The 12,052-nt window shown below is 33.5% G+C and carries 9 protein-coding genes; 1 reads left to right on the forward strand and 8 read right to left on the reverse strand.

Features of this window, described 5'->3' with window-relative positions; all coding sequences use genetic code 11:
- Positions 1–8: 8 nt before the first annotated feature.
- From VGE71_RS09115 to VGE71_RS09150, 8 genes are all read right to left on the reverse strand, one after another.
- Positions 9–479, reverse strand: a complete 471-nt coding sequence (locus VGE71_RS09115; RefSeq protein ID WP_331138043.1) for a hypothetical protein — start codon at positions 477–479, stop codon at positions 9–11.
- A gap of 18 nt (positions 480–497) precedes the next feature.
- Positions 498–692: a hypothetical protein gene (locus VGE71_RS09120; protein ID WP_331138044.1), complete on the reverse strand. Its 195-nt coding sequence runs from the start codon at positions 690–692 to the stop codon at positions 498–500.
- A 340-nt stretch (positions 693–1,032) separates the two neighbouring features.
- Positions 1,033–1,224, reverse strand: a complete 192-nt coding sequence (locus VGE71_RS09125) for a hypothetical protein (RefSeq protein WP_331138045.1) — start codon at positions 1,222–1,224, stop codon at positions 1,033–1,035.
- 417 nt (positions 1,225–1,641) lie between these two features.
- On the reverse strand, positions 1,642–3,489 hold the full coding sequence (locus VGE71_RS09130) for a hypothetical protein (RefSeq protein WP_331138046.1): 1,848 nt from the start codon (positions 3,487–3,489) through the stop codon (positions 1,642–1,644).
- Positions 3,490–3,654: 165 nt separating this feature from the next.
- The gene (locus VGE71_RS09135; RefSeq protein WP_331138047.1) at positions 3,655–4,887 is read right to left on the reverse strand and encodes a hypothetical protein; all 1,233 of its coding nucleotides are present in this window, start codon (positions 4,885–4,887) and stop codon (positions 3,655–3,657) included.
- A gap of 84 nt (positions 4,888–4,971) precedes the next feature.
- Entirely contained in the window at positions 4,972–5,583 is a 612-nt protein-coding gene (locus VGE71_RS09140) for a hypothetical protein (RefSeq protein WP_331138048.1), read from the reverse strand.
- A 27-nt stretch (positions 5,584–5,610) separates the two neighbouring features.
- Positions 5,611–8,538: a hypothetical protein gene (locus VGE71_RS09145; RefSeq protein WP_331138049.1), complete on the reverse strand. Its 2,928-nt coding sequence runs from the start codon at positions 8,536–8,538 to the stop codon at positions 5,611–5,613.
- A 449-nt stretch (positions 8,539–8,987) separates the two neighbouring features.
- Positions 8,988–10,547, reverse strand: coding sequence for a hypothetical protein (locus VGE71_RS09150; RefSeq protein WP_331138050.1), 1,560 nt, complete (start codon positions 10,545–10,547; stop codon positions 8,988–8,990).
- Positions 10,548–10,959: 412 nt separating this feature from the next.
- Between VGE71_RS09150 and VGE71_RS09155 the strand changes: the two genes are divergently transcribed.
- Positions 10,960–12,052: hypothetical protein (locus VGE71_RS09155; protein WP_331138051.1), on the forward strand; the 1,093-nt coding region annotated here is incomplete at its 3' end.

Raw genomic sequence — 12,052 nt, forward strand, 5'->3', positions numbered from 1 at the left:
TTTTATTTTTAGTTTGAAAATGTTTTGGCAAAGGCTGTCATCATAATGTTTTCCGTTCTGTTGTCATTATGTTTTTGCAGCCAGAGCGCTTCTTCAAGAAGTTTATAAAATTCATCCATCGGAAGTTTATAAGGATCTACCTGAAAAGCATATCGAATAAGGGCAGCCGATTTTTTGAATTCGTCTTTTTGTGGAGTCGGATTAATTGTGAATTCACTATCTTTTTTGATTACTTCGATGATTGAGTTTCCTGAAGAAAGCATGAACTCGTCATTATAATTTTCTTTCTCAAGTAAACATTCTTTAAATAAAAATAGAATCGCTTCATGTGGATTATCTTTGTATAAGTGTTGATATTTCTGATAGATTTCAAAAGTTGGTTTTTTGCAATAAGCCGTGATTAACTGATCTTCAGAAGTAAGTTTTAGAATTTGGCCGTGTTTTTCTTTAAGGTTTAAAATGGATTTTTCGTCGGTCATTTTTTTTGTTTTTTAAGATTAAATGCAGCTGTCTTTGCTTTCTTTTTTTATGATTTCAGTCAGACTCTCGCTTTTATCAGCTGTTGTTAGCGTCGTAATATTGAAGCTTTCTATAAAAATGTTTCCGCTTGATTGTTGTTCCAAAGGATTTTTAAAACTGGTCATGTCGGGCACTTTAGGTACTTCACCTAAATCTTTTGGTGTATAATCCATGATTAATAATTGTTTAATTGTTGCTATAATGATTTGAATGATTTATGCAATTGATGTGCTGACCTTCAGGTATAATCTGAAAGTGAAAATGTAATATTTATGCTTGTTTTAGGATTTCTAATAGAGGAATTAGAGAATGTAAAAGTAAGGCTCAGAAGCTAGAAAAAAGAATAATTAATCCTTGGTTTTCAGTAGTTTCAGTAGAAAGTGATAACTCGAATATTTCAGTTTTTTGGATATAAAATTTCATAAAAATACCCAGGAATATTCGAGGTTTTTTTATTTCTCGAATGATCCTGGGATACTTTCTTCAATTGTTTTTTATCGATGTAGGATTCTTTTACATTTCTTCTTTAGAAAAGAATGAACTTACACTAGATAATGCAGCTGTTAAAAATAAGCCGACCAATTTGATCCTGTTGATTGTTACTAATGAAAATCCTGCATCTTGCAAAAGATCGAATTTTGTATCAATTAGACCTGTTAAAACAATTAATACACTAATGATTACTGTGATTTTTGATTTATTCATAGTTTATTTAAGATTACATATTTTAAAAAGTTGCACCTACAGCACGAAGCCATCCTGTACCTGAAACGTACCAATAGATGTAACTGCCTGAAAATCTAATATCCCCAGAGTTCCTGCATCAGTCGAAGAAGTAGGAGCAGAAACTCCTATTTTAGAATCTATATACTCTTTTGTAATTAGTGATTTATTTCCTTCTGAAGTAATAAGTGCATTAGTCAGAGAGGGCGCTAATAAATCGTTATTGGTGTTTTTTCTTAAGGCAACAGTTCCTGTTCCATTAGCTAAAATAATACTCTCTGAATCTGCTGCTAATCCTGATGTTTTGCCAAAGGTATAATCTGTATGTATGCACCAGAAATTAATAATGAATTCATTTTCATTTGTAACTAGTAAACTTATAAATATTGAAACGTTAATTTAAGAAGTTGCCAAAAGTGAGAAGTAAAAGATATTACCGATGCACTCTAAAACTCCTGTTCTGTTTGGCGGAATAATTGCAGAATTTCCCACTGTTCCGTTAACGTCTATTGCGTTAGTCCTTGAAATTGTTACGTTTCCAGTCATTCGGTTAATAAACGTCATTCTTCGCCCTCTAAAAAAAAACGGTGTGTTGTCGAAAGTTACACTACAGTTTGCTGCTGTATTAAAAACAAAACTCATACTGTTTTGTGTTGTAGGAACGGTGTAGCTATTTGTTTGAACAATTACGGCTCTGTTGTATTCTATTGCAGGAACTTTATAAATTCTGCTATTTGTATCCATTGTTAGGAAAAAATCGTAAGCATATTGTGCAGGCTTAAGGTACATTATATCATTTCTTTGTACCCAATATTGAGAAACGTCTTCAGTGTTTTTTATAACATTTCCGTCTTTATCAAAAGCTAACAAATTGCCTCCAAATTTTGGGTAATATCTTATATAACTATTGGCTCCTACTGAGCCAACGCAACCGTGATAATTGTCATTCCAAAACATTAAAGTATTTCCGTATTCCTGCTTTATTTCTCCTTCAAATGCATAAGCGTTTGTAAATTTATGTATTCCGTATTGCGGTGTCGTTCCTGTTGTCTTCGGGCATATTAATAAGCTGTTTCCATCAAATCCTATAGCTGATATTCCTAAGCTTCTCCAGTTTGAGTTTGCGCTAGGAACTCCAGTTAAATTTATCGCAGTAGCGTCTCCAGAAGTTATCGCCAAAACGTAAATTCCTGGATTGTTTACTTCATCTTTTGCTAAAGCGTAAACCGTTCCATAATTAACAAATTCTCTTCCTAATGGGACAGGAGAATTAAACGGAGTTCCTACTCCAGCATAAGTAATTCTTTTGGTATGTCCTTCATGATCGCTAAACATATATAATCTAAATGCTGAAGTAAAAAGATTACCTATAAGTGGTTGTCCTAGTACTGGACTTGCCCCTAAGTCGATCACTAAACTTATAGTATCGTTTGTGGCTAATAATTTGTAAATTCTATTGATAGAATAATCGGAGTTTGTAGCCCCAAAATAGACGTTATTGTCAGCACCTAAAAAAGCATGTGTAGCAAATAAACCGTCTGGAATGGCTAAATCTGGGTATGGTGTTAATCCTGAACCAAAGCTATTTCTAAAAGATGCAATTTTATTTATTACAGAAGAGTCTTTATAAAAAATTAAACCTATAGAGGTGTTGTACAGGACTGGTATGCCTTGCATTCCTCCTGTTGGTACTGTCCAAATCATACCGCCTCGAGATATTTCTTGCTTTTCATAAATTCCGACCCGACATTCTGATTCACTCCATTTAAAAAAGGAGAGCATCCAAACTGCTGATACTGTGGTTAAAACTGCAGGTTTTACGGAACTTGCTATAGTGTCAGCGTTACCCATAAACGATTTTTCTATATTGGGAGAAAAATCACTCTTATTGAATTTTAAGCCCATGATACCAGCTTTTTGACTGTCTATTGTGACAGGTCTGGCAGAGTAAACTACGTTTGTATCTTCAGACAAGTAACCCGCAGTAGCTGGTGTTGTATTATTTCCACTTGATTTCAAGTAAGCACCAGAACCAAAAACATTATGTACTTGCATATTTGCACTGTTTGCTCCTGTAGACGTTACGCCCTGACCCGTTAACGTGAATTCGCCACCTGCACTGCCAAAAGAATCAGACGGCAACTCTTTAATATCTCCGCCAGCTGTTCGCATAAGAACTTTATCTTCTAAAGAACCGACATTAACCTGTTGAAAGTTTAAAGGTGTTTTAAATGTTTGTTTAGCCATATTTTTTAATTAAAAGTTATCTCTGAAGCTTCCTCAGATGTAGTTTTGTTCAGATTTGATTATTTTTTTCATTTGTACCACAGCATCAATAAATGATAAAGTGATTGATTCGTTTTCACTTGCAAAATTTGTAATTCGGATATGTTTTTTGGACATATTTTAAGTTTATAATTCAAGTCCTGATTTAATGTCGTAGCTATTATTGCCCGCATAAGTACCGTTTATAAAAACTCCATCAATATAGCCCAGGCAAAAATCACCGGATTCTTTTATTTTGGGATTTCCTTCCGGACTAGTTTTAAATACCAGCACTTCACCGTATGGTATTATTCTAGCAATTGGACCTGATACAGCATCCTCGATATTTTTTGTAGTTGCTATTGTATAGTTTCCTTCTACTGTAGGTGCTGGGAACTTTAATGTTGTATTAGCTGTTAGATTTGTATCAAAATCCACTGTGGTTTGAAAACCACCATTCATAAGATTAAAATTGATCTTTGCAGTGTCAAGATCTTCTGATGCAGGAGCGACAGATATGCTTGATTGTTTATCTGCAAAATTAGTATTACCTGAACTTAGTCTTAAATAGTTAGATGATACTTCAAGGTCAGTCCACATTCCAAAATTGTTTTCGGTATAGGTTTCAAATGTGTCACTATCTTCATCAAAAGAATATATTCCCCTTTTACCATCCGCAAATTCTGCTACACTACCATTCTCAAGCACAGACTTTAAATCTTGATTTTCTCCTCCCGATATATCATCTAAAGTTGCTAGAGTGTAAGTACCAGATGCTTTATTAAATGGATATTTAAGTGTAACGTAAGTAAACGGTGGAGCATCACGTAATTCAGAAGTATCCAATATACCTCTTCTGACAGTTGATAAATCTCCGTAAGTAGTTCTTTCTGAAGTTAATTCAATACTAGTATCTTGAGCCGGACTGTTAATGTTTAAAAAATCTGCTTGATAAGCCCCTGTGTTTAATCCATTATTATTCCGTGCAAGAAATCCTGAATTAGAAATAGCCGTAAAATATGAGGATCCTGTACCTTGCATGTTTATAGAATTGTCAAAACTTGAATTACCTTGAGTAAGAATCTGATCTAAATTCTGCAATCCTTTTTCAATGATTATATCACCATTTCCAAGAAGAGATTCTCCGTTAATTGTTTTAAAGTCAGGTTTATTAAGTAATTGACTAAAGCCAGATTGACTATTCCAGTCTGTATTAACGTGCAAGACATTATTAAGTTCGTCTTTAGTGATAAATTTTACAGTTTTGTCAGTTCCTTGAACAAGAATATTGTCTGAAGGATTCTCACTTTTTGGTACAGAATTTAGTTTTAGCGGTTTGTTGATATATTGTTGAGGTTCTTTAGGAACTTTATTTTTCATTTTTCTTTAGATTTTTGGTTAACATTATTGATGAATAATTCTAAGTCATTAGAAATTTTTGCAATAACTTTAAAAATGTTTTTTCTATGGGATTATAAATTCTTCTGAGTCATCGAAATCTCCAAGGTCATCTGCTAATTTTATAATTGTACCTGGAGTAAATTCTAACCAAGTTACTCGTAATTTTGGATATTCTCCAATTGGCCATGCATTTGAAAATTCAAATTCCCCAGGTTTTTTATACTTAATAAAAATTCCATTATATGCTCCGCAGGTATATGCTCTCAGTAATATTTCATTATCAAGTTCATAAGTAATAGTGTCGCCATTTCTGTCAGAATTAAATGACAAGATTTTCCCCACCACATTATTCGGTCTAGTAAAACTGCTCATCAAATTAGTGTCTCCACCATAGTATGTTGCTTCTGCAAGGAAATTTCCTTCACAATAACCAATTACGCTATCGCCAATTTCTAATTCATTAGTTCTATTTGGAGAAACTTTAAAAATTAGAAATTGTCCGGAGGGAATAATTTTTTGCCCGCTAATTAGTTGATCAATATCTTCAATGTCTCTGACCGGAATTTTTTCATGTTTATGTCTAAACGAATCCCAAGTGTCCCAGAATTGTTGTTGTGTTGGTTTTAAAGTGGTTCTGAACCAGTTTTTGATAGTGTTTAATGTTTGTATTGCCATTGTTTTAAGGTTTAATAAGTTGTTGAATTAAGGTTTACGTCTGACAGTTCTGTCTCCATTAACGGTGTATAACCCTCCAGAAGGTAATGTTGTATCTGCATCTGCATCTGTGTCATTGGAATAGTCTGTTGCTGTCATTACTACTTTTCTAAGCATTAAATCGGCATAGTTTTCTGGGGTACCGTTATTGATTTCCCAAATTCCTGCTTCATGTCTTTTAAATCCGATATCAGTGGGTTCGTTTGGACCAGAAGAAGAAAGTAAGCTACCCCATTTGAATAATTTGATGTCATCTTCGTATAGAGCAGTATTTCCAAATTTCCATTCGTTTATACCCTGAACGTTTCCATTAGGTCTAAACTCCTGGTCATGTAATCTAACTGTATTATCGGCTGTTATTTTAATAGTTGGAGAAACGCCTCTGTTATAAGGATAGAAGTTGGTTGCTCCATCTTCCATTAATTCATAAGCTTTGTGATATACTTTATAAGTACTTGATGAACTATCTGTTGCAAAAGGTTCTACTGTAGTAATACTAATTCCATTGGTAACTGTTGCAATAATGGCTGTTTCTCCATTTGCTTTTACAATCTTGCTTCCAATGTCCCAAACATCAAAATCGGTTCCAACTCCAGTAACAGAAGTTCCTGTATTTGAGATTGTTCCTTCTTGTAAGAATGGAAGTTTATGGTATAATATGGTTGCATCCTCTAAGCCTTGACGTGATATGTCATCAGTTGTAGCCAATGTATAATTGCCTGTTGCTTTTTCAGGAAGATTAAACACTGCTTCACCGTCAGTCGTTTTATCTAAAGATAATCTATTTGATTTTGGATTTTCAGTATCTGCATTCCACTTCAAACTTCTGTCTCCAGATGTATAAGTAAGTTCTCCTCCACCTACTGCTGAAACTCTCATTCCATCACTACTATAATAGTAGGCATGACCAGTTTCAGTTCGACCATTTATTCCTTCAGAAGTATAAGAAACATAGTTGATATAAGCCTCTGTGTCTGGGGCTTCATCCTGAACTTTAATAGATTGATTGGTTCTGTTGTTTGAAAGTAATGATTGTTGCAGATTAATATCATTTTTAGTTGCAATCTCTTCCTCATTATAATAAGCAGTACCTACTAATTCTATAGTTCCACTCATTCCTTTTATAATAACACCTTCTCCTCCCCCTGAACTGCCATGTCCTCCTTGTAGTATGAGTTTTTTACTTTGGGAGTTTAGTATAAAATCATGATTTGGTGAAGCACTTATATTACCACCCAAACCCTCTGATGACAATGAAAAACCATTCATTCCTCGCATACTTAATACCGCATCTGTATGAATGTATAATCCAACCATTCTAGAATCAGTAAGTGTATTAGGCGCTATATATATAGCGCTACCTATTCCGAGATCAGTATTATTAGATTTTATAATTATATTCTTATTGGTCACTTCTGCTTCAGAACCGTTTTCCAGTGTTTTCTGTAAAGTTTGAGCGGTTGCAGAAACTTCAATATCATTGGTGGTTGCTAATGTGTAGTCTCCAGCTACTGTTGGAACGGGAATTTTAATATTTGAGCTTACGTACGGCAAATTATCAGCAAACTCCAATAATACAGTACTAGAGCCGCCACCACTATTTCTTGTTTTTTCTAGTTGTGCTTTTCCTCCTCTGACAGCAACACTACCGCTTAACGTATTCAGTGAATTTGCTAAGTAAGCTTGATCTTTCCAAACACCTAAAGAACTATTTTTAGTATTGTCCGATGTCCCAATCATTCCCCAAATGTACCTATCATCTTCGGAGCCTCCCAATATGTCTATGAAGTTGTTAAAGCCTCCTTCTTTACTTGCTTTACTTCCATTATCGACAACACTTTGTAAATCCTGAGATCCTCCTTCTGCGGAAATTTCAATGTTTCCTGTTTTATCAGCACTTACACCATTAACTGTCACAGGTAGTATCTGAGTCTGCTTTGCCTCATCGGCATTATAAGGAAGTTTAAAAAAGTTAGTTATAGGACTTCTTGAAGTTTGTAAGTAGGTGGTTTGATCTAAACTAGATTCTGATCCATTTATGTATGAGTATCTAAGACCTAAATTTCCTGTCAGCCAACTTTCTCCTGATGAAGATCCACCTTCGGTGCCCAGTAAAACACCGCCTCGAATACTAGGATTTTGAGTGTTTTTGCTTAATAAATCTACATAAAATGGACTTACAATAACTTTACTCCCTTCCGATGAGTTATCTCGTATCGTCATTATCTTATTGGTAGCTGTATCCCCTGTACTCAAAACCTGATTTAGATTTTGAGAAGAAGCAGAAGGGATGTCACTTTTTAAAGCTAATTCATATTCTCCAGTAGGTACTAAAGGAACTTTAAAAATTGCGTTACCAATATCAGTGGATTTCCTAGTCAGATCAAGTACATTTTTCTGATTAGGATCGGAGGAATTAGAACCAAAGAATACACCCGAATTTACACCAGAAAATAGATCATTAGAAAAATCATAGCTAAATAAACCTGTAGGGGCTATTGTAGAAGAAACTCTATTATCTGAATCTTTGGTTGTTAAAATATTGTCAATAGCTGTATTACCATAAGCTAAAACTTGTTGTAAAGTAGGAGCAATGTCAATATTACTTGTTCCTATTATCGATTCTCCGTTAATGGTTTTAAATTCAGGTTTGTTTAGCAATTGGCTAAAACCAGACTCACTATTCCAGTCCGTATTTACTTGTGGAGCATGTGCATCTTTATCGGCAAGGTGATTGTTGAAAGCCGTTTTATCTGCCTTCGTATTAAGTAATTCGTCTATTCCTTCAACATCTTTTACAGGCACTTTTTCGAATTTATGTCTAAACGAATCCCAAGTATCCCAAAATTGTTGTTGTGTTGGTTTTAAAGTGGTTTTGAACCAGTTTTTTATTGTATTTAATGTTTGTATCGCCATGATTTTGTCTAATTAAGTTGTTGCTTTAGAATTCATTTCTTTCAATTTGATCTAAACTAGATAGATTTTTCAAATGGCTTTTGTCCGGAATTTTAGGTATTTTTCTCTTACCTAGTGATAATAAATAACTCATTGTGGTATTTGTTATAAATGGATTAATAAAATGTTACTTTGAAAATGTTTTTAGAATAGCAGAGCAGATTTTTTCATTGTAAAAACAATGTTGCTATTTAAATTTTGAGGATGTAAAAGTAGTGTGGAGTGGTACAAAAAATGAAAAATTTAGATGCTGTAATTCTGTAGTTTCAGTGGAAAATAGAAAGACATTAAGTCCAATCATTGAATTCGTTTAAAAGAACAATGCCATCACATCTAGAAGGTTTTGTCTTCTAGATGTGATGGCATGTTTGTTAAAGACAAATAAAGTAATGTCTTAAAAAAAGATGTTTTTAATTCTTAATTGGTATAAAAATATTGTTTGATAAGTATTGATTCACCAGTATATTGCTTTCTCCTTCATTAGGATTAGTTAAAAACATTCTGCATTCAGCTTTAGAAAAAGTGTAGTAATTATCGGTGCCAAATTTAATTTCGTTATTAATCAATACTAGATGAGAATAGAGATGGCCATATTCGGTCTCATCTGAAATTTTGTTAAGAATAATTTTAATTGTTAAATTAGGATTTGAAGCCATATCCCAATTATAAATGTAGCTTTGATAAATGACACTCTCAGTGTTTTTTTCAGGAGACCACATAAAATCAAATTGAAGTGGATATCTATTTGTAGGTGAATAAACATTATAAAGTATAAAATTAGATTCAACAATATCACCACTTATCATTTCTTTGTTTGAGTCAAATTTGTACGGATAAATATTTGCATCTTGTTTGACTGAAGGAGCAGAAATTTTTTGTTCCTCAACACAATCATAACCCACAAAGAAATTAGTTCCTATTTCATTACCTAAATTTTTGCTAAATCTTGTTGGTACTAGTTCTGATCGGATTCCACGATAAGTGTTCCACAAAACTCCGTTTTCATCACGTTCTATAGCTCCTTCGTGAGGTTGTGTTGTTAAATTTCCTCTATCAAGAATAAGCGATGGATATTCTGAAGTTCCTCCTGAAAATCTCGTTTGTTGAGTCAAAATTAATCCTTGTTGATTTATTACAACGGCATCATTAGAAGCGCCTTCAACACCTAATGATAATTGACTTCCTTCAGAGGCACGCATAAGTAAATATGATCCAAATGTCATATATCCAACTTCCCCAAATAAAAGACCTTCTAAGAAATTGACATTGTCATAAAAAGTTTGATATTGAGTTTTTTGCCATTCCCACCATTTTAATAATTTAGACCGACTGACCACTTTGTTGTCTTCAGGAATGTCCTGTCTTATTTGGGTTTCTTCATCTGTGGCTATAATTCCTTCAAGTTTAGTTTCTTGCAATTGTTTACCCATTTCTGCGGTCAATGCTTTTGTTGCACCGCCTGTTGTAAGATCATTTACTAAAATGGTATTTAATGAAAGCTCTATTTCTCCAATCGCGTTAACAATTTCCTGAAGTGTATCAAGATTTACATTATCTGATTGTAGTAAAGTATGAATGTCGTCAATCTGATTTTGTAAAATTTTCCCCTGTTCGGCACTTAAAATCGAATCAGTTCCTCCGGAAACCAGATCATTTATAATGTCTAAATATTGACTGGCTAATTTTGTAAAATCGTTTAATGGAGCATAACCTCCTGCGATTCCTTTTTGGTTTTTATCTTCTTTGGCTGTAAATAATGCTTTATGTGCTAGTTGGCTATTTGTATGAAGGTCCAATTGTGATTTTTCGGCCTTTGCATTTAATGTTTGTTCAAGATTTTCAACATCTTGAAACGGAACTTTTTCAAACTTGTGTCGAAAAGAATCCCAAGTATCCCAGAATTGTTGTTGTGAAGGTTTTAATCCGGTTTTAAACCAAGTTTTAATTGTATTTAAGGTTTGAATTGCCATGCTTTTTGTTTTTTAATAATGATATAGAACACAACCGGTTCTAACAAAGGTTAATGAAAAATGTAATGATGGGTAAATCCAACTCTTGTCGGGAATTTTAGGCAATTTTCGCATGCCTCTTGAGAATAAAAAATCCATAACGGCTATTTTAAATGATTAATAATAAAGTCGTATGTGGTATTTTTTTGAGGAGAAAATAAAGTAGGTAAGGAGTAAAACAACTATGTGTTTTCTTCTGTTTTTGGAAAATCAAAAGTAGGAAAAGGAATATGTTTTTTAATAAGGAATGACTTGAGGAATTCAGTAGTTTCAGTAAATTGTTCTTTTGCTGAAACTACTGAATTCAAGAGGTTTATATTTTTAAAAAGACAAATCTCAAGTGTACTTTTACACCCGGAAAAACAGCTTCATTATGAATAAAAATACAATTCACAATTTCAATCTTTTGATAAAAAATAGCACTTCTACACAAAGTTCAGAAGAGTTAACCAAAACTATTATAAAAGAACTTGCTGAGGTTTCAAAAGAAATCAATGGGCAAAAAGATATCGTACAACTTTGGCAGGAACAAAACGCTCTAAATACTGCAATGAATAATACTTTAGACTCGGCCGAAGAAGGCGCTTTGGATACTAATGCTGCAATAAAAACAGACTCTTCGTTTAGCACTACTTCTTCGGCTCCATCAAAATTTAATGCTTCAATCGGAGGAGGCGTTGCTGATACAACTGAAAGAACAACAACGAGTTCTTTCACTTCGGCTAACACTACTTCTCCGGTTTCAGAAGCAGAAAATGGTATTATGAATACTTCAACTAATCAGATTTATAACAGTATTGATAGCAATCAAATGTTGATTTTGCCACAAACTGACCATAACGAACCTTCGGTTGAACTTGTTAAAACTGAAATCAAAAAGAAATTAGACCAAGCAAAGGAGGCAAATGATGTAGAAGCTATTCAATATTGGACTCGTATCAGTAATGCTTTTGAAAAAGATGCAGTTGTTGCGGATTTTTATAATAAACCAGACGAAATGCTATTTACAGAAATGTATACTGCTTTAAAACAATCAAGGTCCTTAGTAGAAATTAAAAACTTTAATTGGGAAAGCGTTCGTAAAAAAATGATTGAGGCAATCGATGCAAATATTCTTAAAGGGGAAATTTCTAAAGAGAATAAAAACCGTTGGGAAACAATCAAAAAACAATTAATGGATGATAAAACGAATATTGCCAATCTTTTTGAGCAATATGATGAATTATTTTTATTACTCAAAGAAGTTGAAGGATTAGAGGCTTTGCCTAATTCTATTACGATAAGGACAAAGACAAAAGTTTATCCTAATTTAAGTGCAGATAAAACTTATCCATCAATTGGAACAGGAGATGTTTATGTATTCTTAAAAAAGATAAGTAAACAAGAGGTTCTTGGAAGTGGGGTAAATAAAGGTGCAGTAAAAATTAAAAATACTAATGCCACTTCATTTATTGTGGGTGAGAGTC

Origin of the sequence: Flavobacterium sp. (assembly GCF_036405015.1) — a bacterium.
GTDB lineage: Bacteria > Bacteroidota > Bacteroidia > Flavobacteriales > Flavobacteriaceae > Flavobacterium.

Coding starts and splice junctions, on each gene's coding strand:
- VGE71_RS09115 (WP_331138043.1), bottom strand. CDS start 479: ATGACCGACGAAAAATCCATTTTAAACCTTAAAGAAAAACACGGCCAA.
- VGE71_RS09120 (WP_331138044.1), bottom strand. CDS start 692: ATGGATTATACACCAAAAGATTTAGGTGAAGTACCTAAAGTGCCCGAC.
- VGE71_RS09125 (WP_331138045.1), bottom strand. CDS start 1,224: ATGAATAAATCAAAAATCACAGTAATCATTAGTGTATTAATTGTTTTA.
- VGE71_RS09130 (WP_331138046.1), bottom strand. CDS start 3,489: ATGGCTAAACAAACATTTAAAACACCTTTAAACTTTCAACAGGTTAAT.
- VGE71_RS09135 (WP_331138047.1), bottom strand. CDS start 4,887: ATGAAAAATAAAGTTCCTAAAGAACCTCAACAATATATCAACAAACCG.
- VGE71_RS09140 (WP_331138048.1), bottom strand. CDS start 5,583: ATGGCAATACAAACATTAAACACTATCAAAAACTGGTTCAGAACCACT.
- VGE71_RS09145 (WP_331138049.1), bottom strand. CDS start 8,538: ATGGCGATACAAACATTAAATACAATAAAAAACTGGTTCAAAACCACT.
- VGE71_RS09150 (WP_331138050.1), bottom strand. CDS start 10,547: ATGGCAATTCAAACCTTAAATACAATTAAAACTTGGTTTAAAACCGGA.